Origin of the sequence: Bifidobacterium sp. UTCIF-38 (assembly GCF_006454495.1) — a bacterium.
GTDB classification, from domain to species: domain Bacteria; phylum Actinomycetota; class Actinomycetes; order Actinomycetales; family Bifidobacteriaceae; genus Bifidobacterium; species Bifidobacterium callitrichos.
Window position 1 is genome coordinate 58,401 of sequence record NZ_JFAL01000002.1, and the last position, 22,865, is coordinate 81,265.

The following is a 22,865-nucleotide window of genomic DNA, read 5'->3' on the forward strand; positions in this document are numbered from 1 at the left end:
CTGCCATTTTACGCGAATCGCATCCACAACGTCTCGGACGAGCATTGCCACAACATCCTCAGAATCCTTTTTCCGAACACTTGTGGCAGCGGATTCTGCTGCAGAATCCGTCAGACCACATGCCGCACCACACATACCGCTCCCAGAAACCCTCTACAACGACCCGAAACGGCATGTCGGCGAGCGCTGTGGCGGCGGAAACGGCTCGAAATCGTTGGTATCCCAACGAAAAAGCGCCACCCCGGTTGGAGTGGCGCTTTTTGCTGGTGGAGATGCGGGGAATTGAACCCCCACACATCACACCCGAAACCCCTACTCCCGCTTGACCTAAGACGCCTCGCCCTGCTCTTTTGCCCACATATTGCCCACACTCTCCAAAAGCATCGAATTCATCGACTCGCCCACCGCGTCCAGGTCATCGTCGAACAGGTCGGCGTACACATCCAACGTCATGGAAGCGGTCGCATGGCCCAGCTGCCGCTGCACGGCCTTCACGTTCGCGCCGGCATGCACCATCAGGCTCGCGGCCGTATGCCGCAGGTCATGGACGGTCATGCTCCCCTCGATGCCCGCACGCTTGCGCGCCCAGTAGAACCACGACGACGTGGTGTTCGGCCCGTGGGTCCTGCGCACATACCCGCCGTCCGCGCCGGTGAACACCAGATCGCCGGCGGACTTGCCCGCGCACGCCTCCCGCAGAGGGGCGTCCAGCACGGCGGGGAACACGACCTGCCGCCAGCGGTCCGACTTCGGGGTGTCGACGACGATTTTCCCTTTGACCTCGGTGGCGCTGCGTCTGATCGAGAGACGTCGACGCCCGAGGTCCACGTCGCCGACGCGCAGGCCGGCCATCTCGCCCCAACGCAGACCCGTCAGGCCCAGCACGAGCACGATTGTGCGCCGGTCCCCGGCGGCGTCCGCCAGCCGCAGCAGCTCCGCGCAGGTGAGGTACCGGTGCTCCCTGCGCTGTTTGCGGGGCAGTTCGAGGTCACGGCAAGGGTTCGCCGGGATGAGCCTGTCTCGCACCGCCTGTTCGAGAAGGCCGGAGAGGATGCCCTCGGCTCGCAGCACCACCGTCGAGCTCGAGCCTTTTCTGGTGACGTTGCCGTCGGCGTCGGTCTCGCCGGCGTGCAGGTCCGCGACCCATGCCTGTATCTCGGCGTGGGTGATGGACGCGACCTCGCGGCCTCCCCACTGCGGTTCGACCCTGACCCGCCATTCACGTTCGAGGCTCTCGAGGTAGCTGGCCTTCACCCGCACCCTCTTGGCGGCGATCCACGCGGGCCACAGCGACGCGACCCTCGCCCGCCCGGCCTGCGGATCGATGAACGTGCCCCGCGCCTTCGCGACCGTCACGTGCTCCGCGGCCCAATTCTCCGCGTCGACCTTGCGGCGGAATCCACGCCGGTCGGTCTGGCTCCCGTCCGGCTTGCGATACCTCACCCGATACCGCGTCTCACCCTTACTAGTGGTGTATTTCGTTACGCTCGCCATGCGCGACACCCGGCCTTTCCCGCCTCGCGGATACACTGTGCCCTATGCCTCGACGACTGCGGTCGAGGAGAAGGAAAGAACTCATGAAGAAACGAACATTGTGGATCATCTTGGCGGTGTTCTTCGGCATCACCACCGTGTACTCTCTTTTCACCCTCAGCGAGAGCGGCATCGAGGGCCTGATCGGCTGCGCGCTCGTCACGGCCGTCTTCGGCGTGCTCGCCGCCCGCACATCCCCGGACGCACGATTCAAGTCGAAGCCGAAGCGTGCCAGGGCGAAGAAGGTCAGGGTGGATTCCGCCGGTGACTATACCGCGGTCGATCTGGAGACCACCGGGCTCACGCCGGAGGTGGACAGGATCATCGAACTGGGTGCCGTCCGTGTGCGCAACGGCAGACCCGTGGCGACGTACAGTCAGCTCGTCGACCCCGGTATTCCGATCCCGCCGCAGGTCCGACGCATCACCGGCATCACCGACTCCGACGTGCAGGGCAAGCCCACTATCGACAAGGCGCTGCCGGAATTCCTCGATTTCATCGGCTCGGATCCTCTCGTGGGCCATAACATCATCCGGTTCGACGGCGAGTTCCTGCGCCATGAGGCGGCTCGCACCGGCAACACGATCCATCCGACCACACTCGTCGACACGCTGCCGATAGCGCAGCGACTGTTCCCGACCCAGCCCCGTCACCGTCTCGTCGATCTCATCCAGCTGCTCGGCATTGGAGAAGTCGAGACCCATCGTGCCTCCGATGACGCGCTCCAGACGGCGCAATGCTACGAAGCGATGAAGATGTACGCGAAGCGCAGGCATATAAATCTCCGCAAGTAGCCCACAGCCCCGGCAAGATGCCGGGGCTTTGCTTTTACTCGCCATGCAGTATGGCCTTGTAGTCGTCGATGATCTGCACGGTCAGGTCGAGAGCCTGCGCGATCAAGAAGCTGTCGCCTCCATAGATCCTCTCGGCCGTCGCGTAGTCCACCGGCCGGATGCAGCGTAGCGCGGTCTCGCGCCGTGCCCGGCGCTCGGCCTTGGCGTCGCCGTGGCCTCCCTGATCGTGGTGTTCGGCGTGCACGAGCTCGTGGACGAGTGTGCAGCGTCGCATGTAGTCCGGCATGTTCTCGTCGATGATGATGAGATGGCCGGGATCGTAGTAGTAGCCGCATTTGCCGGGCGCCATGGGTCGTTCCTCGACCCTGACGCCCATTCTCGCGGCCTCGTCGAGCAGGTCCTCGTACCGCAATGCCCGCTCTCCCTTCCTACTCACGCGGAGTGTTCATCTCGTTTTCCTTGTCGGGGTTGGTGCTCGCCGCGAGATCGAAGCTGTCGGGGTCTGCGACGATGCGATCCGCCAGATCGGAGGCGGCGCGTTCGCGTTCCAAGCGTTCGGCCTCGGCGATGATGTCGCGCAGCGTCTGGACCGGGTCCGCACCGCACACGTCACAGATGATCAGAAACTCAGACAGACGGATCGGCGCCTTGAGTCCGTTCCTGATATCTCGCACTCGGTTGTATCCAATTGCGCTTTTAGACGCTCGGTCGATGGCGGAATTGTTCATCCCTGCGTGCTGGATCACGTTGTCCATAACTTTTGCGGACACCTCATCGACAAGGCTTCGCTCTCTCTTATTGGCTGCCATATCAGCAACTATAGCAGACACGCCGAGCATTTGCTATGAGATATAGCAGGCGCTATATTGGGAGTCAGTTAGAGCAAATGCTATAGAGGAGGTCAGGATGAGCGAGACGGAAGCCAAGGGCTGGAGCGAGACGCACAAGCCGGAGGGGGTCAGCGACACGGACTGGTGCCACTACCTCTGGCAGGTCGCCGGACAGACGACGGAGGTCAGGGCGGCCAAGGCCCGGGAGTTCGGATACCCGCAGGTTCCGGACAACGTCCTCGCCCTCGCCTGAGTCCCAGAAAGGACAAAGTCATCATGCAGACAGTGAAGAGACTGCCGCCGAACGCCGGCATCGGCCGAGGTCCGGCATTGCCGCTGAAGCCCGGCATGAAGAAGATCGCGAAGCGCCTCACGCGCAAGGCATGGAGGGCATTGAGGACAGGGAACGTTCCGGACACGCAAGTGGCAAGAGCTGCAGAGGTGAACCGGATGACCGTCCAGAGCTTCCGTACCGAAGAGAGACCGCGCGATGACATGAGCCTCAAGCTGTTCCTCGCCGCCATCAACGAAACCGGCGGCGATCCGGCGCAGGTCATCGCGGACACGTTGAACGCCGCCGGTTCGACGGAGGTTGCGTGATGGCTGAGATCACTCGCATGACGTGGAACGGCGACTGTTCCATCGACCGTCAGGGACCGGCAGGCTCGTGGCGCATCTGGATGGCCAGCGCCGACCGCGTTCACATCGTCGAGGGCATGACCACCACCGCCATGCGCGAGTTCGCCCGCCAGATCAACCGGACCCTCAAGGAATCGAAGGAGGAATCACGATGAAGCGTGAATCGTTTTCGCATCGTTACCCGTATACGACCGGCCTGATTTGCGTGGTGCTCATCATCGGAGCGTTCCTTTACGTGGTCACTCACTGGTGGCCGACTGACCCGTGGGGCATGACGGCAGCGTGGCTGATCGGCGCGGGCGGTTTCATCCGCCTGGCCTGCCTCATCCTCGCCGACCTCGACGACCTCGACGAATAACAGTCTTGCCCGCCGGGACACCCTTCCTCGCCCCGGCGGGCGGCGACAAAGGCCAGTCGTTAAAACCAAATAACCGAATATGACCATACTCCCGGCGCGACAACACATGTTCCCCGCGCCGGGCCACACACGCCGGGGTCGCAACCTTGTCCACGTATTTCCCCCCCGGCACCGGGCGGCAGCAGGCAGGCCCCCAGCCGAGATCGCGGGTCATGTACGCGGCAAAGGCCGGGCTCGTGGTGCAACTCCACGACCGTCCACGAGCAACCGCTCAACAAAAAAGCCCCGGCTGCAACCGAGGCAAGAGAAAGAACTCACAGAAAGGATACCACGATGTGCAAGCTGCTGTCATACGCCGATCTGGCCAGACATTACGGCATCACCGTTACCTCGATGTACGACCGTGTTTACCGCGGCTCAGCCCCAACCCCTGTGCTCGGCCCCGGAGGCCGCGTCCGCGGATGGCGACCCGAGGAGGTCGAGAAATACGACCGCGCCCACACCATGACCCGCAGGGAATACCTCTACGCGCAGAAACGCAAATGAACGACCTCACCCAGCTCCTCGACCGACTCGTCACCGACACGGGCCTACGCCGCATCCTCTACGAAGCCGACCGGGATACGTTCCACACACTCATGCATGCCGCAATCAACCAACTCATCCAAAGGAAACACGCCAAATGACCGACACCCCTCAAACCGACGACATCGAACTCGTCAACCGTTTCAGCGGCCAGCTGGGCAAAAACCTTGACCTGTTCAAGGTTAAGGCCAGCCGGCAGTTACTCCGGCAACTCGTTTTCCTCAGCCTGCTCTCGACCGGCACATGCCTCACCCCGGTCGCCTACGAGAGCGACGACGAGAACGCCAAACCCATCATCGAGTCGACCGACTCGCGCATCAACCGCACCCTCGACATCATCATCGACGAACTCGACCGACTGCACGCGACCCGCGAACACCTCGACGCGAGCCTCAACAACGCCCCGACAAGTCCGACGAACAGCACCTCCGACATGGAGACGGGGGATGAAGCCCGATTCGGCCGCTACCGGACCCTGCTCGACGGGGCGTACAAGGCCGTCGAACAGGTCCTGCACGAGGCCATGACCAGCCGGGACGGGTTCATCGCCCAGGACGCGAACGAGGCGATCGCCGGCATCGTCGCCCTGCGTGACAGAGTCGACTCTTTCGACGACGGATACCTGTCCGAGGAGGACATGCAGTGAGTGGGAAGGTCACGCGCTCGAACCTGATCGCGCGGGCGCAGCAGCGTTCCAAGGACACCGGCAACGCGTTCAACGTGCATCGTTTCCGTGGAAACGGCACCACGAAGGCCGGACGCGAGGCCGCGTGGCATGCGTTCCGCGACAAGGGCGTGGGCGGCTCGGATATGAGCACGATCCTCGGGCTGAACCAGTGGGCGTCCCCGTACGACCTGTGGCTGGAGAAGACCGGCCGTCAGGCGCCGGAGGACATCAGCGGCAAGTGGGCGATCGTCAAGGGCAACGCCCTCGAGGTCGAGCTGCGCCGCCGCTTCCGCACCCTGCACCCCGAGCTGATCACGGTCGACGGCACCGACATCAGCATCGCGGCCGCCGCTCACCCCTGCATGCACGCCTCGCTGGACGGCTGGCTGTACGACCCCGAATCGGACTCGTTCGGCGTACTGGAGATCAAGACCGCGAACGCCATCCGCGGCCGCAACGACTGGCACGGCGAGGACGGGATCCTGTGCATCCCCGACTACTACATGGCGCAGGTCACCCACTACCTCGCCGTCACAGGCTTCGACTGGGGTTACGTGTACGCGGACATCGGCGAAAGCGAACCTGTCGAGATCAGGTTCGAGCGCGACGAGGAGGACGTGGAGGCGGTCACCCGCAAGGCGGAGGAGTTCTGGGGGTTCGTCCAACGCGACGAGATGCCCGCACTGACCGGCGCGGACGTGGACAAGGCGCAATCCACCCAACCCTACCCGGAGGGCTACGAGCAGGTCGAGGACAGTGAATTCGACGACCTCGCCGGCATGTACGACACATACGCGCAAACCGAAAGCAACGCGAGGAAAGCGAAGGAGAAGATCGCGGCCCAGCTGAAGGCCATGGTCGGCGCGGACCGCGAAGGCCTGATCAGCGGCGGGTGGAAGGTCGGCTACAGGACCATCCACTACAAGTCCAAGCCCGCGGTCGAAGCGAAACCCGCGTACGACCAACGCCGATTCACCATAACCAAACTCAACACCAAGAAGGAGAACTAATCATGGGACAACTCGCACAGGCGGCGCAGGGCCGCCAACTCCAAGCGATGAACCCAGCGAAGCAGATGAAGCAGCTGCTGGAGAAGTCATGGCCGCGCATCATGGCGGTCATGCCCAAGGAGATGAGCGCGCCGCGCCTCTACCAGATGTACCTGAGCACCATCAACCGAGAGAAGGAGCTCGCGAACTGCACCGTCGAATCGGTGCTGTCCTGCTTCATGCGCTGCACGTCGCTCGGTTTGGAGCCGTCGAACGTGAACGGGCTCGGCATGGCGTACATCCTGCCGTTCGGCAACAAGAACTACCGGACCGGCCAGAAGGAGGCCACGTTCATCCTCGGCTACAAGGGCATCCTCGAACTCGCGCGACGTTCCGGCCAGATCAGGGACATCAGCGCCCGCGTCGTCCACGAGGGCGACGAGTTCGAGTACTCGTACGGTTTGAACGAGGACCTGCGCCATGTGCCGTGCGCGCACCACGGCAAGCTCACCCACGTGTACATGATCGCGAACTTCAAGGACGGCGGACACTACTTCAAGGTCATGAACGCCGACGAGATCAAACAGGCCATGCAGCGCAGCCCCTCCGCGCGCAAGCAGAACAGCCCGTGGCACACCGATTTCGAGGCCATGGCCATGAAGACCGTGATCCGCCGCTCCGCCGCGTTCCTCCCGCTCAGCGTGGAGACCAAGACCGCGATCGTCGAGGACGAGGCCACGCCCGACTACTCCGACGTGTTCAAGCCGCTCCCGGACACGATCACCGACGACGAGCCGGTCGCCGTGGACGCGGAACCGCAGGACGAATCGCCGACCGCACCCGAGGAGCCGGCCGACACCGATACCACGAACGACATCGAACCTCAGCAGGAAGGCGGTGAGTGATGGCCGTCAACATCGCGTTCAAAGGCAACGTCGGCAAGGATCCCGAGACCCACACGTTCCAGAACGGCAACAGCGTGACCACGTTCAGAGTGGGCGTATCCCAGGGCTATTTCGACCAGTCGCACCAGTGGCAGGATCAGGGCACCATGTGGATCACGGTGGAATGCTCTCCCACCGCCGCCCAACAGCTCCCCTACGTGCGCAATGGCGCGAAGGTCCTCGTCACCGGCCTGCTGTCCCAGAGGTTCTACACCAAGAAGGACGGGAGCCAAGGCAGCGAGCTGCGCGTCTACGCGCAGGCACTCGGATTCCAGCACCGGCAGCAGCAGAACAACGCCGGCACACAGCAGCCGCAGCAGGGCGTGTACGCCCCGCAACGGCAGCAGCAGGCGGCGCCGCCGTCCGACCCGTGGGCCGACAACTCGTACGGCAACGACCCCGAGGACCCGGCGTTCTGATGCCCCGACTGCACCTGTACCACGACGAGACGCCGCCCGACACGGACGCGACGTGCCCGGTCCACGGCTGCGCGATCTACCCGCTGCGGCCCATCCAATGCCCGGAATGCGAAAAAGAACTCGAGGAGCTTGCGAATGAATACGGCACCGAACGCTGACGACGGGACGATCACGATCGCCCGGTCGATGGAGGTGAGCTACACGGCACTGGACTCGCAGGCCGGACTGTCGTACGACACCACGATCCGTGTGAACGTAAACCCCGACCGATATTACCCCGACTTCACCGCGGTCGCGCTCCTGTGGATGGCGTCCACGCACATCTTCCACGGCATCGACGAATTCAACGGCTTCCGCGACGACTTTGAGCAGGATCCGACGAAACGCTACCAGGAGATCGTCGACCACTGGCCAGCCGTCTTCGGAGACACCGAGAAGGCACTCAAGAAACTGTTCGCGTCGGCCAAGCCGGTCGTCAAACGACCCCCGTGGAGCCTGTGCCCCCGCTGCAGGAAACCGGTATGGGCCGAGGAGGGCACCGTCGACCTGCGAGAGACCCGACGCCTGCTCGCCGCCAACCCGAAACCGCTGTGGTGCCGGACCTGCGGCCAGCGCTTCCAGTACGCGGAGGACGACCGGATCGCGTGCAACAGCGAGTTCAGCATCAGGGAGACGGCCGACACCCTCGCGTCGATGTTCCCCGCCGAGCAGCCCACGTTCGAGACGATCCAGATCGAGGGGACGAGGCATGGCGAACCCAAGTAAAAACAAGGGCACCTGCATGGAGACGTGGACCGTCCGCTACCTCGCGTGGGCGCTGCAGGACACCCGCATCGACCGCATGCCGCTGAAAGGCGACGCCGATCAGGGCGATCTGGCCGGCGTGCGCTACGCGGGGGAAAAGGTCTGCGTGGAATGCAAGGACACCAAACAGCCCCAATACCGGCGCTTCTGGCAGCGCACGCTCGAGGAGGCCGCGAACATGGACGCACCGTACGCGGTCCTCGTCCGCCACCGCAGGGGCGTGGGCGTGAAAAGCCTCAACGGCATGGCACGCCAGATGGCCGTCATGGACACCGCGATGGCCGAACGGTTCCTCGACGCGTGCAGGGCGGGAGACGATTTCAAGGCAATGGTCCGCAGGGAGGCGAGGGCGGTGCGAGGCACCCCCACACTCGTATGGATGCCCCTCGAACTGTTCGCCCTGATCCTCAACCACGGGCTCCCGTTGGGCCCGGAGGACCGATAATGACCGGCTTTATCGCCACCATCCTGCTGCTTGCGCTCACCGTGCTCATCGGATGGCTCGGCGGAAGGAAGTGACACCATGGCGCGACAGGGATACGCGAAACTGTCGAACGGCCTGTGGCTCAACGACAAGGTCAACGACCTCATCGAACGCAGCCCGCGCGCGTTCGCCATGTGGACGCTCGCCATCAGCTACTGCTCCGACCAGCTGAACGACGGGATCATGAGCATGCGCGCGTGGCGCCGCATTGGCGCCGACGACGAGGACGTGCTCACGCTCGTGGCCGCCGGACTGGTCGACAGGACCGACGACGGCATGTACGCGATCCACGACTACCTCCAGCACCAGAACAGCAGGGAGAGCGTGGAATCGGAGCGGGAGGCCGCGAAGGAGCGCATGAGCCGCAAACGCGCGAGCAAGCGTTCGCCCGAACAGAACGAGCCTACGACAGAACAGGACGAAACACGTTCGGACGAAGTTCGCGCGAACACCGACCGAACAGCCACCGAACGTTCGGACGAAGTTCGGACGAAGTTCCTTGGTTTAAACCAAAACCAAAACCAAAACCAAAACCAAATACTTCCTCCCCCTACCCCCTCCGCGGAGGGGGCGACGGCGGACGGCGAAACCGACGACGAGGGCTTCAAGCGCTTCGAGGCCGCGTACCCGAAGCACGGCAACCGGGCTCGCACTCTGGACGCCTACGCGAAGGCGCTCGTCGACGGGGCCATGCCCAGCCAGCTCGAGGCCGCCGCCAGGGCGTACGCGAAAGCCTGCCGGGACGAGAACAAGCCCACCCGGTTCATCCCGCAACCCGCGAACTGGCTCACCAACGGCCAGTGGCGCGACCACCTGCCAGCCCCCGCACGCCCGGAACTCCCCAGCGACGCGTGGATCGGCCGGCACCTGCTCGAGAAGCTCCCCGACTGGTCGGACGGATGGCACGCGCAACGCCGCCTCATCCGACTCATCCGCGACGGCACGCCAGCCGACCAGGCCGCGGAAACCATCATCGGCGAAATCACCAGCAAACGAGAGGAACCAACGACATGAACGAAATACGCGTACTGGGCGCGCTCATCCTCATCACCACCGGGGCCGCCGGAATCATCACAGGAATCGCGCTGACGGCCTACTACGGAACGCGGGGTGACGGACGATGAGCGTGCAGCGAGGCAAAGGGCCCACCGTGCCAGCCGACCGTCGCCACGAGGCGTTCCCCGTCCGCGAATGGCTAGCGAACAGACTCGAACGGCCGCTCGCCTACTCGGAAACGACGACGTTCGGACGGATGGCCCACGACCGGTACACGGCCGACCACAAACGCCAGCCCTACACAATGCGATTCGGGCGCAAAAGCAGCCAGATCACCGTCTACCTGCCCGAGGACGAGCCCATGCTCGACAGCGTGCTCGCCGACTACAGGACCACCGACACCTACCGGAACGCGGAGAACAACCAATGATGAGCGACTTCGAAATCGCCGCGCAGAACGCGGCGGCATCCCACGGATACGATCACTCGATCGAGGAGACCATGGCGTTCCTCATGGGCGCCCAATGGTGCCTCGACCAGACACGCATGCTCGAGACCGCGATCACCGAAAGCGCACCCACCGACGAGGAGCTACAAGCCGGCGCCGAGGCCCTGCTGCTCGACGACGCCGGTCTGAGCTGGATGGAGGCGACCCCGCATCAGCGCTACCAGTACACGCAGTGGGCGCGAACCGTGATGCAGGCCGTCATAGATCTGCACAACCACACGAAGGAAATTGAATGAGAAAGTTCGTCCCCATCGACAAGCTCCGGTTCACGAGCGTGTACCGGATCGTGCAACGCAGGGATGGCGAGGTCACCGCGCGATACAACGCGCGGCTCGTCTCCGGCGTCGAACGGGAGGACGACGACACGTTCACCCTGCGCTTCCAGGAAACGAGCGAACCCGCCAACAGCGGCACCCTGTACATCAACGAGTGAGAGGATCACCAATGAGGGAAACCATCTGCATCACCTACCGTTGCGAGGACGAGCTCACTCGCAACACCGAGACCGTGCCGCTCTCCGTCGTCACCCTTGACGATCAGGGGCGCGCCGTCGACATCCAGACCTACGAGCGCGGCCACACCAGCATGCGACACCGACTCCGCACCGACCTCATCGATATCGTCACCAACGTCACCTATGAGTACCTCTACGGGGAGGACGAATGAGCATCAATACGATAGTCCACCGCAAGCTCCGCGTGCTCGCGGGATGCCTGCTGATCATCCTCGCCGGCCTTCTCGCAGGATGCGGCAACACTGGCGACGGCACCGCCCAATCGCCCGACACGAGCACCGAGACCCGCGTCTACCAGACCAGTGACGGACGCCGCGTCACCTGCATCGTCATCACCCGGGGACTCGTCCGAACCCCGGAGGCCATGTCGTGCGATTGGATTCACGCCGACGGCAGCGACTGGATGGGAGCGGAATCATGAACGTCAGCGTCTCGATCGACTGGAAACGCACGCCACTGAGCGAACTCAACCGGCACCGGTTCATCGCGGTCACGCAGGAGGGACAGACCCTCTACGGATACCTGTCATACGAGCCCGACGGCATGCACGGGCCCACCTGCTTCGACTGGGACTACCTGACCGAGGTCCTCGAACGCCACCCGGCCGGCCACAACGTCCTCTACCCCGGCTTCCGCTTGATCAACGTGCTCGAGGAGGTGAAACCATGACGAGCAAAGCCAAAAAGGACATGGTCATCCGCTGGAACGCGCGCGGCGTCGCCTCACCCGAGGAAACCGCACGACTCCTAGGCATCCCACTACCCGAGGTCCACGCGATCCTCAAAGAGAGCATGACACGACACCCGAGCGTACGCACCACCGACCCCGAATTCATCGAACCGCCACTATTCGAGTGAAAAATGATCCTCCCCTGACGCCAACCAGAACGGGAGAACCAAAAAAGATGACGAAAAGATAATGCGCCACCTGCACCACCAATCATACCCGAGGAGAAGCCATGCCCGAATGCCAGAACTGCCAGAACCCGGTCGAAACACCATGGACCCTATGCGCCGCCTGCCGACGCGACTACGCGACCCAACTCCACCGGCTCCGCGTCGACATGCAGCTCCTCCAACGACTCGCCCGCCACGAATACAAGCTCACCGACCCCACCAACAGCGGACACGCCCACGGCGGTGACGCCCCGCTCCCGGTCAACCCGCACCTCGAGGACATGCTTGACGAGGTGGAAAGCATGCTCCAAGACGCATGGTTCGACACCGGCGCCCCATGGACCGACAAATGGCAACGACTCATCACCCGCATGCAAACCCACCTCAACCAACTATGCCAGGCGCCCCACGCCGGCCAATCACTCCGCAGCATCACCAAAGCCATCATCCGCATCGAAAACGTACCCGTCGACCGACGCCCCCGCACCCGCCGCATCATCGGCCACTGCCCCGAATGCGGACGCGAAATCACCGCCGCCAAAAACGAACTATTCCGCATCTGCGAATGCGGCAACCTCGTCCGCACCGACGACATCCGCGAACAAGCCCGAAACAACATCGACAAATACCACAAGACGCTCACCCCCGCAGGATGCGCCCAATGGCTCCACGACGAATACGGCTACCAAATCAGCCGCAAAACAATCCTCATGTGGATCCGACGAGGCAAACTACCCAGCACAAAACCAGTCGAAGGATCCGACGGATACTACGAATTCAGCATCCGTGAGATACTCCCGCTCGCCATGGCAAGCAGAAAATAAGGGGACTACAATGCCCGAACTAATCAACATCGGAGCAGACCTGTTTGTACCACAGGAATTCAATGAAGACAACATTACAATCCATGAAGAACCGAACATAATCTATTCCGTCAGAATAGTCCATTCAACGACGGACAATGAATTCCATATTACATCGCTTACCGTCGCAACAAGAGACGGCAACCCACTACCCGCCGAAAACAGAATCCTCTACGCCACGATAAAAAAGAAGGCAATCAGCAAAAACATATACATCCTAGACCGCCAAAAAGGTTTAATCCCATATTACCCCGTCAACATACCAAGATCACATAAACGCGGTGCCACCACGATTGACCTGTTGTACACGGCTCGAATCTATGTGGCCGCTCGATACGGCGACGGCGACGCCCGCGAAATGATGTGCAGCATGCTCGGCGTCAGCAGGTCCACGGCCGGCCGTTGGGTGTCGAAGGCGCGTGAGTTGGGCTACATCGACGGACACACGACATCAGCCCGGCAGTAGGCTGTTGCCACACCGTGGTATACTCTCGTACCGAGATCACTATATTGAGGCCATCACGGAACGAACCGGATGGCCTCAACTCATATACGCGCATATACGCGCATATACATGCATACACCACAACAACGAGGGGGATGACAACAAAGCATGCCCACTCAACCCCGCACCCGAACAAACACAAGAGCATTCAACAAAGCCCGAAAACAATTCTTCCAGCAATGCAAACACAACAACGCACCCTGCTGGCTCTGCGGCATGCCAATCGACTACAACGTCGACCCCAACACCACTGACGACAGCTTCAACCTCGACCACTACTACCCCGTCAGCAAACGCCCCGACCTCCAAGAGGATCCCGCCGGCTTCAGACCAAGCCACGCCCAATGCAACAACCTCCGCGGAAACAAAGACCCCAACACCCCCATCGGCCAACTCAGCCGCCAATGGATACACACCTAACCCCACACCAAGCCACACCACACCAAACAAAATGGGGAGGGGCGGTAGAATCCCAAAACCACCCCCAAACGGCCCACTATCCGCATGGCCGGTCGGCCTCTCCCCCCGTTTTTTACCACCCTATCGCGCGTTAGCGTTGGAATGGAGCCGTTTATGCCTGATCTTAGGGTTGAGTCGTTTCCTCTTGATGCTCTTCGGACGTATCATCGGAATCCGCGTCGTGGTGATGTGGATGCGATTGCGGAATCGTTGAGGGTGAGGGGCCAGTATAGGCCGATCGTGGTTAATATCGGTTCGCATGCGTCGTATCAGATGGAGATTCTGGCGGGCAATCACACGTATCTGGCCGCGAGGAAGCTCGGCTGGGAGTCGATTCAGGCGACGACGGTGGATGTGGATGATGATCAGGCGGCGCAGATCGTTTTGGCGGATAATCGTCTCGCTGATCTCGGTGGTTATGATGATCGGACGCTCGCGGACCTGCTGCAGGACGTCGATAGTCTTGACGGCATCGGCTGGGAGAAGGATGATGTGGACGATCTGATCGCCGCTCTCGAACCGGAGCGCGACGACGGTGAGGTCGAGGACGTGGAGGTGCCCGAGAACGCGCCGCAGCGCGTGAAGCGTGGCGAGATCTGGGTGCTTGGAGACCATCGTCTCATGTGCGGCGACAGCACTAGCGCCGTGGATATGCGGAAACTCACAGGGGAGGGGGGGGACGTTGATCTGTGGCTTACGGACCCGCCCTATAACGTAGCGATCGTCGGCAAGACCAAGGATCATCTCACCATAGAGAATGATTCATGGTCGGACGACTCCAAGTTCGTGGACTTTCTTCATAGGGCGTTCTCCACTGCAGTCGACGTGCTCAAGCCCGGAGGGTCATTCTATATCTGGTATGCGGCGACGCATGCAGGGAACTTCCTCGCCGGAGCGAAAGCCTCCGACCTGCATATCCGGCAGATTCTCGTATGGGCGAAGAGCAATTTCTCTCTCGGCCGTCAGGATTACCAGTGGAAGCATGAACCCTGCCTGTATGGCTGGAAGGACGGTGCCTCCCACCGCTGGTTTTCCGACCGCAAGCAGACCACGCTGCTCGAGTTCGAGAAGCCGGCCAGGAATGCTGAGCATCCGACCATGAAGCCGGTGCCGCTCATGGCCTACCAGATCAGGAACAGCAGCCGTGTAGGCGAGACTGTTCTTGATGGTTTCGGAGGCAGCGGTTCGACGCTCATGGCCTGCGAGCAGACCGGGCGGAAATGCCTGACCATGGAACTGGACCCCCATTATTGTGATGTGATCCTCAAACGCTGGGAGGATTACACCGGTCGCAAGGCCGATCTACTGACGGAATGAGGTGATTGCCGTGACGGCGAGCGAGAAGGATAAGCGCGCGTTGCGTCTGTTCGTTGCCGCCACGGACCTCGAGCAGATTCGCGACAAGCTGGGATACAAGACCGTCTCATCGGCGTTGGCCGCGATCCGTCGCGCGCTGGAGGATGCCAGGCGCGGCAAGGACCAGCCGACCGAACGCGCTCTCGAACTGGAGCGTATCGACAGCCTGTATCGTGCCGCGTACCCGCAGGCGATTCAGGGTGATCTGAAGGCGATCGACACATGCAACACGCTGTCGGAGCGACGTATCCGGTTGATGGATAAGCCGGGCGATGGGGCAGCGATCACGGCGGCGTATGAGGATACGCTGCGCGCGTTGGATACGACGGACGCGGATGCGGCGGTGACCGCGGCGGGTCGTGCGATCGCGCGCCAGATCGATTATGCGCTGATGCATGGCACCGGTCAGGAGGTCACCAAGGCCCTCTATCTCGTGCCGCACCTGATGAACGTGCTGCGCGAGCTCGGCGCGACGCCGGCGGCACGCGGCATCGTGAGACAGGCGGCGAAGGACGTGAAGCCGGTCGCGGATGAGTTCGAGGAGTACCTCGAGAAGATCAACAACTCGTGACAGGGGAGGCGGCCATGGACTACGGCGAGATCATCGACGACGACCATGGCATCACCCGCCCCCGCGTATACACCCCGCCGTTGCGCGAACTGACGCCGGAGACCACGAACGGCTTCCAGGTGATCGAGTTCGCGCAGCGGTTTTTGAAGGTCGATCTCTACCCGTGGCAGAAATGGCTGCTGATCCACGCGCTTGAACTCAACCCGGATGGCTCGTACCGTTTCCGTCGCGTCATCTCATTGGTGGCGCGTCAGAACGGCAAGACCACCGTCATGGGCGTTCTATGCGCGTGGTGGCTGTTCGTCGACTCGGGTCGGCACCCGGAATTGTCTCCCGCATGGAAGTTTCTGGTGGTCGGCGCCGCGCAGACTTTGGACAACGCCCGCGCCCCCTATCAGGCCGTGCTTAACTGGTGTAATCCGAATCCGCAGTCGGATGAGGAGGCGGCGCTTACCGTGTCGGCGCTCCAGCGTCGCGTGCAGCGTGTGAACAACAGCCACGGCGAGGAGGCGATCGTCTGCCGCAACAAGGCGCAGTACATCGTGCGCGCCGACAAGAACATCCGCTCGAAGAGCGCGAGCAGGGTCGTGTTCGACGAGCTGCGCGAACAGCATACGGATGAGGGTTGGAACGCGGTCAGCCAGACCACGAAGGCGATCTGGTCATCCCAATTGTGGGGTATCAGCAACGCGGGCGACTACCGTAGCGTGATCCTCCGCAAACTCGTGGACGAGGGCCGCGCGTTGGCCGAATCATGGAACGAGCAGGTGGTCGCGGGCTCCGCCGGCGTGGACGACTGGCGTGAGACCCACGACGACTCCTATGGATATTTCGAGTGGAGCGCTCCCGACGGTTGCGCGTTGGACGACCGGGATGCGATCCGCCAGGCGAATCCCAGCATGGGGTATGGGCCGATGACCTACCGGTCGATCTGCGCGGACATCAACGGTCTCACGGAGGCCGCGTTCCGCACGGAGGTGCTGTGCCAGTGGGTTACGGCGGATATCACCCCGTACATCGACCCGCGCATGTGGCGTCGTGGCATCGACGAGCATTCGTTCATCCCCGTGGATGGGCGCGTGGTGTTGTCGGTGGATACGAGCGCGGATCGTGAGACCACGTACATCGCCGCGGCCGGCTACCGGTCGGATGGGCTGCCGCATGTCGAGCTGATCGCGCGGCGTGACGGCATGCTCTGGGTGCCCCACTATCTGCGGCTCCTGCGCGACGCGTGGCCGAACATTCATGAGATCGCGATCCAGTCGAAGGGTTGTCCGGCGGTTGATTTCTGCGATCCGCTCACGGAGGCTGGTTGGACGGTCCACATGATCGAGGGGTTCAGGGTCGGCGCGTGCACGGGACGGTTCCGTGACCGGGTGCGCGAGGGCAAGCTGCGGCATCTCCCCCAGCCCGCGGTCGAGCAGCAGGTAGCAGTGGCGGTCACCCGCCGTCTCGGCGAGGTCGAGGTGTGGGACCGGACGCAGAGCGCGATGCATATCAGCGGGCTGATCGCGGAATCCGAGGCGTTGTACGCGTTGGAGACGATGAGCGGGGAACCGGAGCCGCCGAAATACCAGCCGAGCATCGGCGTGAGAGTCAGATTCTAATCGTAGGAGGGACCATATGGGATTGTTGGACAGATTGCTGCGTGGTCCCGCGGCCGTGGCGTTGAAATCCGCGGATCCGGCGAACCTGCCGACCATCATGGACGCGGCCACGCCGTCGGTCATCGACTGGCCCACGGAACGTGAGTGGGAGCATGCGGCCAACGGCCTCTACTGCCGCGAATACGCGGTGAGAGTGGTCGTGGACTACATCACCCGTCAGCTCGCGTCCCTGCCGCTCAAGGTCTACCGGCGTAACGCGGACGGTGACGCGGAGGAGGTGCATGACACGCCCCTCGTCCGGCTCGTCCGCCACCCGTCGCGCCTGCCGGGCATGAGCCGATACCGTTTCTATGCCTCCCTGATCCGCGACATGCTCCTCGAGGACAAATGGCTGGCCACATTGGGATTGGAACGTGACGGCGAGTATACGCTGCGGCGTATCCCCGTCGAGGGCTACTCGCTATCCGCGAACGGTTTCGGGGAGATCACGGGCGTGACGATCGATTCCGTCGACGGGAACCCCGGCGGCGTGTACCAGTTGCCGTCGCCGCGCATCCTCTTGGACGTCGGCTACGTGGACGGTTTGCATTTCGGCGATCCAATCACCCGCGTGCTCCGCCCGCTGCTCTCCGAGGCGCGGGCCATGGCCGAATACCGGCGTTCGATCGCCGAACACGGCTATCAGATTCCCGCGTACGTGTTCAGGCCGAAGGAAATGCCGTGGGCCAACCAGGATGATTACGACGAGTTCGTGCAGGGGTTGCGCAATTACACGGCCAACGGCGGCATGGCCGGCTCCATTCCCACTCTCAAGGATGGCATGGAAATTCGGACCATCGACAACCTGTTCAAGCCGGTCGATATGGCCGATTTGGAGGCGCGTGAGCGGATCAATGAGCAGGTCGCACTCGCGTTCCAGATTTCGCCGGAGAATGTGGGCTTCCGCACCGGCACCAACTCCAACATCGCAGCGTACAAGGAAAAGTTGTGGAACGTCGAGCTGCTGCCGTATCTCGTGGCGTTCGAGGAGGCGTTGAACCTCACGCTCCCCGCGGCGGTCGGCGAACCCGACTGCTACATCAAGGCCAACTTGGACGCGAAGCTGCGCGGCACGCTCGAGACCCAGTATCAGGCGTTGTCCACGGCGACCGGCCGGCCTTTCATGAGCACGAATCAGGCGCGCGAAATCCTCGATATGCCGAAGGTCGAGGGCGGCGACGATCTCATCACCCCGCTCAACGTATCCCAGGGCGGCCAGCCCAGTCCGCAGGATGGCGGGCGCACGCAGAACGCGCAGCAGGCGGCCAGCCCGAACGGCAAGAGCGCCGCGGTCGCGGTGTTCGACGAATTCCAGCGTCTCTACCAGTATGATGCCAACTTCCGGCGAAGGTGGGACGCGATGACGAGAGGAGAAACCGATGACGAAACTTGAATTCAGGAGCTTCGACGTCAGGGAGGCGCCGGAGGATAGCGGCGGCGGCACGGGCGTGTTCCGCGGCTACGCGTCCACATGGGACAAGGATTTGTATGATGACGTGATCGTCAAGGGCGCGTTCGCGCAGACCCTATCCGCCGATTACCCGGACGGCGGCGCGGGCATCCCGATCCACTGGGAGCACAGGGATGGAAGCCCGAACGACATTATTGGCGAGACGTTGAGCGCCGTCGAGGATGATCATGGCCTCCTGATCACGGCGAAGCTCGACACGGATATTCCGGAGGGAAAACGCGCCTACGATCTACTGCAGCGTGGTCTCATCCATCAGATGAGCATCGGATTCGTCCCGGAGAAGACCGCGTGGGTCGAGGCGGAGGACGCCAAGACCCCGTTAGACGGGCATAGGGAGATTCGACAGATCAAACTGTTTGAAATCTCGCTCGTGCAGATCGCAGCGAATCAGGGCGCGGAGGTACTCGAGGTCAAATCGGGTCGCGCGATCAGCGACGCGAACCGGTCGAAGATACAGGGCGTCGTGGACGCGTTGACCGCGCTCCTCGAGGATTCCGCACCCCCGTCCGCCGACGACAAGCCCGACGACACGGACAAGCCGGACGAAGAGCCGGACGACACCACGTCCGACGACACCACGGACGGTGATACCGCGAACGATGCCGAGGACGGCGAGACCGCCGCGAAAAAGGACTTTGACCACAATCAGGTCAGGGAAATCAAGGAAATCAGCGACTTCCTCTCGCTGGCAAACAACAACAAGGAGGATCCCGTGAACATCATGGATCAGCTCGCCGCCGAGAAGAAGGCGGCACAGGCACTCATCGACAAGGGCATGGACAACCTCACGGGCGACGAGTTCGCCGCCCTCAAGCATCACTATGAGGAGGCCAAGACGCTGCAGGAGCGCGTCGACCTGTTCAAGGGCGTGAACGACCTCAACGTGCGAAAGGAGGACGTGGTGAACGCCAAGTCCGCTGAAATCCGCTCCCTCGGCGACCTGTACGCCTACGAGCTCAAGAAGGCCGGCCTGACCGTCGAACAGACCAAGAGCGGCGGTTTCGTGACCTCCGAATACAAGGCCAACACCGATACTCATGTCGCCGGCTCGGGACGTACCACCGACACCGGATACCAGCCGGTCGTCACGCAGATCGATATGAACGGCGTGTGGCCGTACGAGCGTCCGCTCGTCGTCGCCGATCTTTTCGGCAGCATCACCCTCACCGGCAGCAACAACACCGTCGAATACCCGATCTACAGCGCCCTCGAGGGCGCGCCGGGCATGGTCGCCGAAGGCGGCGAGAAGCCGCAGGTGCACCTGCCGGAACCCACGTGGACGTCCGACAGCCTCAAGGAGATCGCCGCCCTCTGGAAGATCAGCGACAACATGGCCGAAGACCTCGGCTACGTCGTGTCCGAGATCAACAACCACGCACGATACAACCTGCAGCTCCTCGAGGAGACCCAGTTGCTGTTCGGCGACGGCACCGGCCAGAACATCAAGGGCCTGCTCAACCGCGACGGCGTCCAGACCATGGCGCAGGCCACCGACAGCGACCCGGACCGTATTTTCAAGGCACGCACCAAGATTGCACTGGCGACTGGCTTCCGCGCCGACGCGCTCGTCATCAACCCCGCCGACTACGAAACCATCCGCCTGTCCAAGGACGCGAATGGACAGTACTACGGCGGCGGCTACTTCCAGGGACAGTACGGTAACGGCGGCGTGATGCAGGATCCGCCGCTGTGGGGTCTGCGTACCGTGGTCACGGAGGCGGTCGCGGCCGGCACCGCGGTCGTCGGCGCGTTCCGTCTCGGCGGCGCCGTCATGCGCAAGGGCGGTTTGCGCGCCGAGTCCACGAACTCGCATGACACCGATTTCGCCCACGACCTGATCAGCTTCCGCATCCGCGAGCGTATCGGCCTGCAGGTCAAGTACCCGAAGGCGTTCGTCAAGATCACGCTCGGCAAGGCCACTAAGTGAGGTGACCGCTGATGAGTGACGTCACCAAGATCCTCCAGACCGGCGGTGATGCCGCCGGGGATGTGTCGCAGTATCCGACGCCGGTGACGATCGTCGACGCCGACGGCAATCCCGTCGAACTCGGCGGCGGCTCGACGCCGGCGGCACCGTCGGACGGCAGCGTCACCGCGGCGAAGATCGCCGCGGGCGCGGTCACCCCGGCAAAGCTCGCATCCTACGACGGCAACACCGGCCACGGCAAGGTGCCGAGGGTCAAGTCCGATGGCACCGGCTTTGATTTCGTCGACCTTCCGGTCGTGCCGGCGGCGCCCGGAGCGGCCACGACCGCAGCGGCGGGCCTCGTCAAGCAGGCCGCGTTCGTCGCGGACCCCGCGGGCGACACCGTAACCAAGGCCGAGTACATCGCGTTCCGCAACGCGCTCGTCGCGGCGGGCTCGATGGCCGCCAAGTGAGTTAGTGAGGGAGGCCGTGATGGATGAGCCGACGATCGATACGACGATCCCCGATATCATCCCCGACCCGGCTGTGTTCGACGCGGACGGAGCGTTCTGGTTGCGGGCCGCGCAGGCGGCGATCCGCCGTGAATGTGGCTGGCATGTCATGCCGAACGTCATCCTGTCCGGCGCGGTCAACTCGCGTGGCGGGCGCATCATCCGGTTGCCCGCCCGGCATATCACGGCCATCGACTCGCTCACCGACAAGGCCGGCAACCCGCTCTCCTACGCTTATGACCCCGAGACCGGTCTCGTGGAGACCACGGGCCGGCCGTTCCCGGTCGGCATCGCCGCAATCCGGTACGTGATCCACGCGGGATACGACGACTGCCAGGACGTGCAGGGCGTGCTCATCAACGCCGCGAAGCGTGCGAGCATGGCCTCGGCCGGCGTCGTGCAATCCCAGTCGGTCAACGGATCGAGCGTGAAATACAACGTGACGCTCATGGACAGCGAGCTCGCCAAACTCCGCCACTACAAGCTCGGGACGATGCCATGAGCCTACTGGACGATCTCAACACGACCAAAGACAACGGATTCCACCTGCCCGGCGGAACCGAGTTCGTCCGATTGCGTGCCAGGCGCGTACCGGACCCGTACAATCCGTCGCAGGACGCGTTGGACTGGACCAACCCGGACACGCTCACAATCCATGGCGCGCTCTCGTCGAGCACATCGACCCGCACGCCGAACGTGCTCGACGTGCAGACCACGTCAACCGCGTATCTCACCATCGACGACCCGACTGCGGACGTGCGGATCCTCGACCGGATTCGCGCGGTTCCCGACGACGGCCGCCTATGGGAGGTGAGCGGTTTCCCCGCGCGGGATGTCAACGGTTTCACCGGCTGGCAACCCACACTCGAGGTCGCATTAACCGAATACAGGGGGTGAGAGCGTATGGCCTACGCAGGCCAGACCTATATTGATTTCAACGACGCGTTTTTCGACGAGATTCTCCACTCGGCGGGCGTTCGCGCCATGACGCGCGGTGCCGCGGAGAAGGCGCTCGGCGTCGCCAAGGCGAACGCGCCCGTCGACACCGGTGCATACCGTGACGGGCTCGAGGTCAAGGCCGTGGAGCACGCGCATCGAACGACCTATATGGTCGTCGGCCATGATCCGAAGACCATGCTGGTCGAATCGCAGACCGGGAACCTGCGTCGGGCGTTGAGGGCGGCGCGCGTATGAGCGTCGTCCTCCCACCCGATCTCGAACTCTGGCTCTGCCAGTACCTGCGGTCGAAACTCACGGACGTGCCCGGCGTGCAGGTCGGGAACAAACGCCCCGACCCGGTGATCCTCCCCGATACCGTGCCTCTCGTCACCATCCGTGACGACGGCGGATATCGGGACGATTTCGCCGCGTTCGACCGCAGCATCGGCGTCAACGTGTACGGCTGGTCGCGATCGAACGACAAGCCGTGCAAGGATTTGGCGCGACGCGTGTTCGGTCTGCTCGCCGACCCTGATATCGCCACGGTGCCCGGCTCCCCCATCATCAACGTGGACGGCTCCTCCTGCAACGGACCATACCCGGTCACGGAGGACGAGCAGTACGCCCACTACTACCTGATCATCGCGTACACGGTGATCGGCGAATACTAGCCAATC

General features: G+C 62.9%; 37 protein-coding genes. 34 read left to right on the forward strand and 3 right to left on the reverse strand.

Annotation, left to right across the window (positions count from 1 at the left end):
• Positions 1 to 327: 327 nt before the first annotated feature.
• Positions 328 to 1,494 (reverse strand): site-specific integrase, encoded by a 1,167-nt coding sequence (locus BW11_RS00740; protein ID WP_140444312.1) that lies wholly within the window; start codon positions 1,492 to 1,494, stop codon positions 328 to 330.
• A gap of 83 nt (positions 1,495 to 1,577) precedes the next feature.
• Here BW11_RS00740 and BW11_RS00745 point away from each other — a divergent pair, with 83 nt between their 5' ends.
• Positions 1,578 to 2,327, forward strand: a complete 750-nt coding sequence (locus BW11_RS00745; protein WP_181162431.1) for a PolC-type DNA polymerase III — start codon at positions 1,578 to 1,580, stop codon at positions 2,325 to 2,327.
• A 34-nt stretch (positions 2,328 to 2,361) separates the two neighbouring features.
• Here BW11_RS00745 and BW11_RS00750 read toward each other — a convergent pair whose 3' ends face one another.
• Positions 2,362 to 2,763 (reverse strand): ImmA/IrrE family metallo-endopeptidase, encoded by a 402-nt coding sequence (locus BW11_RS00750; protein WP_258184414.1) that lies wholly within the window; start codon positions 2,761 to 2,763, stop codon positions 2,362 to 2,364.
• Positions 2,756 to 3,136: a hypothetical protein gene (locus BW11_RS00755; RefSeq protein ID WP_140444314.1), complete on the reverse strand. Its 381-nt coding sequence runs from the start codon at positions 3,134 to 3,136 to the stop codon at positions 2,756 to 2,758. The genes BW11_RS00750 and BW11_RS00755 overlap by 8 nt, the downstream gene beginning before the upstream one ends.
• A gap of 97 nt (positions 3,137 to 3,233) precedes the next feature.
• Between BW11_RS00755 and BW11_RS11455 the strand changes: the two genes are divergently transcribed.
• The 33 genes from BW11_RS11455 to BW11_RS00915 all read left to right on the forward strand — a co-directional run bounded on the left by BW11_RS11455 (position 3,234) and on the right by BW11_RS00915 (position 22,859).
• Positions 3,234 to 3,410: a hypothetical protein gene (locus BW11_RS11455; RefSeq protein WP_181162432.1), complete on the forward strand. Its 177-nt coding sequence runs from the start codon at positions 3,234 to 3,236 to the stop codon at positions 3,408 to 3,410.
• Between the two features lie 23 nt (positions 3,411 to 3,433).
• Complete coding sequence (locus BW11_RS00760; RefSeq protein ID WP_140444315.1) at positions 3,434 to 3,757, forward strand: hypothetical protein; 324 nt, start codon at positions 3,434 to 3,436, stop codon at positions 3,755 to 3,757.
• On the forward strand, positions 3,757 to 3,951 hold the full coding sequence (locus tag BW11_RS00765) for a hypothetical protein (RefSeq protein ID WP_140444316.1): 195 nt from the start codon (positions 3,757 to 3,759) through the stop codon (positions 3,949 to 3,951). Before BW11_RS00760 ends, BW11_RS00765 begins: the two co-directional genes overlap by 1 nt.
• Positions 3,948 to 4,154 (forward strand): hypothetical protein, encoded by a 207-nt coding sequence (locus tag BW11_RS00770; RefSeq protein ID WP_140444317.1) that lies wholly within the window; start codon positions 3,948 to 3,950, stop codon positions 4,152 to 4,154. Before BW11_RS00765 ends, BW11_RS00770 begins: the two co-directional genes overlap by 4 nt.
• Positions 4,155 to 4,487: 333 nt before the next feature.
• The gene (locus BW11_RS00775; protein ID WP_140444318.1) at positions 4,488 to 4,700 is read left to right on the forward strand and encodes an AlpA family transcriptional regulator; all 213 of its coding nucleotides are present in this window, start codon (positions 4,488 to 4,490) and stop codon (positions 4,698 to 4,700) included.
• Positions 4,697 to 4,840: a hypothetical protein gene (locus BW11_RS11460; protein ID WP_181162433.1), complete on the forward strand. Its 144-nt coding sequence runs from the start codon at positions 4,697 to 4,699 to the stop codon at positions 4,838 to 4,840. The genes BW11_RS00775 and BW11_RS11460 overlap by 4 nt, the downstream gene beginning before the upstream one ends.
• Entirely contained in the window at positions 4,837 to 5,385 is a 549-nt protein-coding gene (locus BW11_RS00780; RefSeq protein WP_140444319.1) for a hypothetical protein, read from the forward strand. The genes BW11_RS11460 and BW11_RS00780 overlap by 4 nt, the downstream gene beginning before the upstream one ends.
• Positions 5,382 to 6,416, forward strand: a complete 1,035-nt coding sequence (locus BW11_RS00785; protein ID WP_181162434.1) for a YqaJ viral recombinase family protein — start codon at positions 5,382 to 5,384, stop codon at positions 6,414 to 6,416. The genes BW11_RS00780 and BW11_RS00785 overlap by 4 nt, the downstream gene beginning before the upstream one ends.
• Positions 6,417 to 6,418: 2 nt before the next feature.
• A complete protein-coding gene (locus BW11_RS00790) occupies positions 6,419 to 7,300 on the forward strand; it encodes a recombinase RecT (protein WP_140444321.1) in 882 nt (293 codons plus the stop codon).
• Positions 7,300 to 7,758 (forward strand): single-stranded DNA-binding protein, encoded by a 459-nt coding sequence (locus BW11_RS00795; protein WP_140444322.1) that lies wholly within the window; start codon positions 7,300 to 7,302, stop codon positions 7,756 to 7,758. Before BW11_RS00790 ends, BW11_RS00795 begins: the two co-directional genes overlap by 1 nt.
• Complete coding sequence (locus BW11_RS11465; RefSeq protein ID WP_181162435.1) at positions 7,758 to 7,916, forward strand: hypothetical protein; 159 nt, start codon at positions 7,758 to 7,760, stop codon at positions 7,914 to 7,916. Before BW11_RS00795 ends, BW11_RS11465 begins: the two co-directional genes overlap by 1 nt.
• Positions 7,894 to 8,523 (forward strand): hypothetical protein, encoded by a 630-nt coding sequence (locus tag BW11_RS00800; protein WP_140444323.1) that lies wholly within the window; start codon positions 7,894 to 7,896, stop codon positions 8,521 to 8,523. Before BW11_RS11465 ends, BW11_RS00800 begins: the two co-directional genes overlap by 23 nt.
• Positions 8,507 to 9,007 carry a hypothetical protein gene (locus BW11_RS00805; RefSeq protein ID WP_140444324.1) on the forward strand — a complete coding sequence of 167 codons (501 nt, stop codon included), beginning with the start codon at positions 8,507 to 8,509 and terminating at the stop codon, positions 9,005 to 9,007. The genes BW11_RS00800 and BW11_RS00805 overlap by 17 nt, the downstream gene beginning before the upstream one ends.
• A 78-nt stretch (positions 9,008 to 9,085) precedes the next feature.
• Entirely contained in the window at positions 9,086 to 10,060 is a 975-nt protein-coding gene (locus BW11_RS00810; protein ID WP_140444325.1) for a hypothetical protein, read from the forward strand.
• Between the two features lie 106 nt (positions 10,061 to 10,166).
• Positions 10,167 to 10,472 (forward strand): hypothetical protein, encoded by a 306-nt coding sequence (locus BW11_RS00815; protein WP_140444326.1) that lies wholly within the window; start codon positions 10,167 to 10,169, stop codon positions 10,470 to 10,472.
• Positions 10,472 to 10,786: a hypothetical protein gene (locus BW11_RS00820; protein WP_140444327.1), complete on the forward strand. Its 315-nt coding sequence runs from the start codon at positions 10,472 to 10,474 to the stop codon at positions 10,784 to 10,786. The genes BW11_RS00815 and BW11_RS00820 overlap by 1 nt, the downstream gene beginning before the upstream one ends.
• Positions 10,783 to 10,983 carry a hypothetical protein gene (locus BW11_RS00825; protein WP_140444328.1) on the forward strand — a complete coding sequence of 67 codons (201 nt, stop codon included), beginning with the start codon at positions 10,783 to 10,785 and terminating at the stop codon, positions 10,981 to 10,983. Before BW11_RS00820 ends, BW11_RS00825 begins: the two co-directional genes overlap by 4 nt.
• Positions 10,984 to 10,994: 11 nt before the next feature.
• Positions 10,995 to 11,216, forward strand: a complete 222-nt coding sequence (locus BW11_RS00830; RefSeq protein ID WP_140444329.1) for a hypothetical protein — start codon at positions 10,995 to 10,997, stop codon at positions 11,214 to 11,216.
• The gene (locus BW11_RS00835; RefSeq protein ID WP_140444330.1) at positions 11,213 to 11,485 is read left to right on the forward strand and encodes a hypothetical protein; all 273 of its coding nucleotides are present in this window, start codon (positions 11,213 to 11,215) and stop codon (positions 11,483 to 11,485) included. The genes BW11_RS00830 and BW11_RS00835 overlap by 4 nt, the downstream gene beginning before the upstream one ends.
• A complete protein-coding gene (locus BW11_RS00840; protein WP_140444331.1) occupies positions 11,482 to 11,733 on the forward strand; it encodes a hypothetical protein in 252 nt (83 codons plus the stop codon). Before BW11_RS00835 ends, BW11_RS00840 begins: the two co-directional genes overlap by 4 nt.
• A complete protein-coding gene (locus BW11_RS00845; RefSeq protein ID WP_140444332.1) occupies positions 11,730 to 11,921 on the forward strand; it encodes a hypothetical protein in 192 nt (63 codons plus the stop codon). Before BW11_RS00840 ends, BW11_RS00845 begins: the two co-directional genes overlap by 4 nt.
• A gap of 101 nt (positions 11,922 to 12,022) precedes the next feature.
• Positions 12,023 to 12,784 carry a hypothetical protein gene (locus tag BW11_RS11710; RefSeq protein WP_258184416.1) on the forward strand — a complete coding sequence of 254 codons (762 nt, stop codon included), beginning with the start codon at positions 12,023 to 12,025 and terminating at the stop codon, positions 12,782 to 12,784.
• Positions 12,785 to 12,794: 10 nt separating this feature from the next.
• Positions 12,795 to 13,289: a hypothetical protein gene (locus BW11_RS00855; RefSeq protein ID WP_140444333.1), complete on the forward strand. Its 495-nt coding sequence runs from the start codon at positions 12,795 to 12,797 to the stop codon at positions 13,287 to 13,289.
• Positions 13,290 to 13,901: 612 nt separating this feature from the next.
• Positions 13,902 to 15,104 (forward strand): DNA modification methylase, encoded by a 1,203-nt coding sequence (locus tag BW11_RS00865; RefSeq protein WP_181162436.1) that lies wholly within the window; start codon positions 13,902 to 13,904, stop codon positions 15,102 to 15,104.
• 10 nt (positions 15,105 to 15,114) lie between these two features.
• Positions 15,115 to 15,714, forward strand: coding sequence for a hypothetical protein (locus tag BW11_RS00870; protein ID WP_140444336.1), 600 nt, complete (start codon positions 15,115 to 15,117; stop codon positions 15,712 to 15,714).
• Positions 15,715 to 15,728: 14 nt separating this feature from the next.
• Positions 15,729 to 17,321 (forward strand): terminase, encoded by a 1,593-nt coding sequence (locus BW11_RS00875; protein ID WP_140444371.1) that lies wholly within the window; start codon positions 15,729 to 15,731, stop codon positions 17,319 to 17,321.
• A gap of 16 nt (positions 17,322 to 17,337) precedes the next feature.
• Positions 17,338 to 18,753: a phage portal protein gene (locus BW11_RS00880; RefSeq protein ID WP_140444337.1), complete on the forward strand. Its 1,416-nt coding sequence runs from the start codon at positions 17,338 to 17,340 to the stop codon at positions 18,751 to 18,753.
• Complete coding sequence (locus tag BW11_RS11715; RefSeq protein WP_258184420.1) at positions 18,740 to 20,758, forward strand: phage major capsid protein; 2,019 nt, start codon at positions 18,740 to 18,742, stop codon at positions 20,756 to 20,758. The genes BW11_RS00880 and BW11_RS11715 overlap by 14 nt, the downstream gene beginning before the upstream one ends.
• 11 nt (positions 20,759 to 20,769) lie before the next feature.
• Positions 20,770 to 21,210: a hypothetical protein gene (locus BW11_RS00895; protein WP_140444338.1), complete on the forward strand. Its 441-nt coding sequence runs from the start codon at positions 20,770 to 20,772 to the stop codon at positions 21,208 to 21,210.
• 19 nt (positions 21,211 to 21,229) lie between these two features.
• Entirely contained in the window at positions 21,230 to 21,751 is a 522-nt protein-coding gene (locus tag BW11_RS00900; RefSeq protein WP_140444339.1) for a hypothetical protein, read from the forward strand.
• Positions 21,748 to 22,146 (forward strand): hypothetical protein, encoded by a 399-nt coding sequence (locus tag BW11_RS00905; RefSeq protein WP_140444340.1) that lies wholly within the window; start codon positions 21,748 to 21,750, stop codon positions 22,144 to 22,146. Before BW11_RS00900 ends, BW11_RS00905 begins: the two co-directional genes overlap by 4 nt.
• Before the next feature lie 6 nt (positions 22,147 to 22,152).
• Positions 22,153 to 22,443, forward strand: a complete 291-nt coding sequence (locus tag BW11_RS00910; RefSeq protein ID WP_140444341.1) for an HK97 gp10 family phage protein — start codon at positions 22,153 to 22,155, stop codon at positions 22,441 to 22,443.
• Entirely contained in the window at positions 22,440 to 22,859 is a 420-nt protein-coding gene (locus BW11_RS00915) for a hypothetical protein (RefSeq protein ID WP_140444342.1), read from the forward strand. Before BW11_RS00910 ends, BW11_RS00915 begins: the two co-directional genes overlap by 4 nt.
• Positions 22,860 to 22,865 lie beyond the last annotated feature (6 nt).

Excerpts from the sequence above, each read along its gene's own strand:
- BW11_RS00740 (WP_140444312.1), bottom strand. The coding sequence starts at position 1,494 with ATGGCGAGCGTAACGAAATACACCACTAGTAAGGGTGAGACGCGGTAT.
- BW11_RS00745 (WP_181162431.1), top strand. The coding sequence starts at position 1,578 with ATGAAGAAACGAACATTGTGGATCATCTTGGCGGTGTTCTTCGGCATC.
- BW11_RS00755 (WP_140444314.1), bottom strand. The coding sequence starts at position 3,136 with ATGGCAGCCAATAAGAGAGAGCGAAGCCTTGTCGATGAGGTGTCCGCA.
- BW11_RS11455 (WP_181162432.1), top strand. The coding sequence starts at position 3,234 with ATGAGCGAGACGGAAGCCAAGGGCTGGAGCGAGACGCACAAGCCGGAG.
- BW11_RS00760 (WP_140444315.1), top strand. The coding sequence starts at position 3,434 with ATGCAGACAGTGAAGAGACTGCCGCCGAACGCCGGCATCGGCCGAGGT.
- BW11_RS00765 (WP_140444316.1), top strand. The coding sequence starts at position 3,757 with ATGGCTGAGATCACTCGCATGACGTGGAACGGCGACTGTTCCATCGAC.
- BW11_RS00770 (WP_140444317.1), top strand. The coding sequence starts at position 3,948 with ATGAAGCGTGAATCGTTTTCGCATCGTTACCCGTATACGACCGGCCTG.
- BW11_RS00775 (WP_140444318.1), top strand. The coding sequence starts at position 4,488 with ATGTGCAAGCTGCTGTCATACGCCGATCTGGCCAGACATTACGGCATC.
- BW11_RS11460 (WP_181162433.1), top strand. The coding sequence starts at position 4,697 with ATGAACGACCTCACCCAGCTCCTCGACCGACTCGTCACCGACACGGGC.
- BW11_RS00780 (WP_140444319.1), top strand. The coding sequence starts at position 4,837 with ATGACCGACACCCCTCAAACCGACGACATCGAACTCGTCAACCGTTTC.
- BW11_RS00790 (WP_140444321.1), top strand. The coding sequence starts at position 6,419 with ATGGGACAACTCGCACAGGCGGCGCAGGGCCGCCAACTCCAAGCGATG.
- BW11_RS00795 (WP_140444322.1), top strand. The coding sequence starts at position 7,300 with ATGGCCGTCAACATCGCGTTCAAAGGCAACGTCGGCAAGGATCCCGAG.
- BW11_RS11465 (WP_181162435.1), top strand. The coding sequence starts at position 7,758 with ATGCCCCGACTGCACCTGTACCACGACGAGACGCCGCCCGACACGGAC.
- BW11_RS00800 (WP_140444323.1), top strand. The coding sequence starts at position 7,894 with ATGAATACGGCACCGAACGCTGACGACGGGACGATCACGATCGCCCGG.
- BW11_RS00805 (WP_140444324.1), top strand. The coding sequence starts at position 8,507 with ATGGCGAACCCAAGTAAAAACAAGGGCACCTGCATGGAGACGTGGACC.
- BW11_RS00810 (WP_140444325.1), top strand. The coding sequence starts at position 9,086 with ATGGCGCGACAGGGATACGCGAAACTGTCGAACGGCCTGTGGCTCAAC.
- BW11_RS00815 (WP_140444326.1), top strand. The coding sequence starts at position 10,167 with ATGAGCGTGCAGCGAGGCAAAGGGCCCACCGTGCCAGCCGACCGTCGC.
- BW11_RS00820 (WP_140444327.1), top strand. The coding sequence starts at position 10,472 with ATGAGCGACTTCGAAATCGCCGCGCAGAACGCGGCGGCATCCCACGGA.
- BW11_RS00825 (WP_140444328.1), top strand. The coding sequence starts at position 10,783 with ATGAGAAAGTTCGTCCCCATCGACAAGCTCCGGTTCACGAGCGTGTAC.
- BW11_RS00830 (WP_140444329.1), top strand. The coding sequence starts at position 10,995 with ATGAGGGAAACCATCTGCATCACCTACCGTTGCGAGGACGAGCTCACT.
- BW11_RS00835 (WP_140444330.1), top strand. The coding sequence starts at position 11,213 with ATGAGCATCAATACGATAGTCCACCGCAAGCTCCGCGTGCTCGCGGGA.
- BW11_RS00840 (WP_140444331.1), top strand. The coding sequence starts at position 11,482 with ATGAACGTCAGCGTCTCGATCGACTGGAAACGCACGCCACTGAGCGAA.
- BW11_RS00845 (WP_140444332.1), top strand. The coding sequence starts at position 11,730 with ATGACGAGCAAAGCCAAAAAGGACATGGTCATCCGCTGGAACGCGCGC.
- BW11_RS11710 (WP_258184416.1), top strand. The coding sequence starts at position 12,023 with ATGCCCGAATGCCAGAACTGCCAGAACCCGGTCGAAACACCATGGACC.
- BW11_RS00855 (WP_140444333.1), top strand. The coding sequence starts at position 12,795 with ATGCCCGAACTAATCAACATCGGAGCAGACCTGTTTGTACCACAGGAA.
- BW11_RS00865 (WP_181162436.1), top strand. The coding sequence starts at position 13,902 with ATGCCTGATCTTAGGGTTGAGTCGTTTCCTCTTGATGCTCTTCGGACG.
- BW11_RS00875 (WP_140444371.1), top strand. The coding sequence starts at position 15,729 with ATGGACTACGGCGAGATCATCGACGACGACCATGGCATCACCCGCCCC.
- BW11_RS00880 (WP_140444337.1), top strand. The coding sequence starts at position 17,338 with ATGGGATTGTTGGACAGATTGCTGCGTGGTCCCGCGGCCGTGGCGTTG.
- BW11_RS11715 (WP_258184420.1), top strand. The coding sequence starts at position 18,740 with ATGACGAAACTTGAATTCAGGAGCTTCGACGTCAGGGAGGCGCCGGAG.
- BW11_RS00895 (WP_140444338.1), top strand. The coding sequence starts at position 20,770 with ATGAGTGACGTCACCAAGATCCTCCAGACCGGCGGTGATGCCGCCGGG.
- BW11_RS00900 (WP_140444339.1), top strand. The coding sequence starts at position 21,230 with ATGGATGAGCCGACGATCGATACGACGATCCCCGATATCATCCCCGAC.
- BW11_RS00905 (WP_140444340.1), top strand. The coding sequence starts at position 21,748 with ATGAGCCTACTGGACGATCTCAACACGACCAAAGACAACGGATTCCAC.
- BW11_RS00910 (WP_140444341.1), top strand. The coding sequence starts at position 22,153 with ATGGCCTACGCAGGCCAGACCTATATTGATTTCAACGACGCGTTTTTC.
- BW11_RS00915 (WP_140444342.1), top strand. The coding sequence starts at position 22,440 with ATGAGCGTCGTCCTCCCACCCGATCTCGAACTCTGGCTCTGCCAGTAC.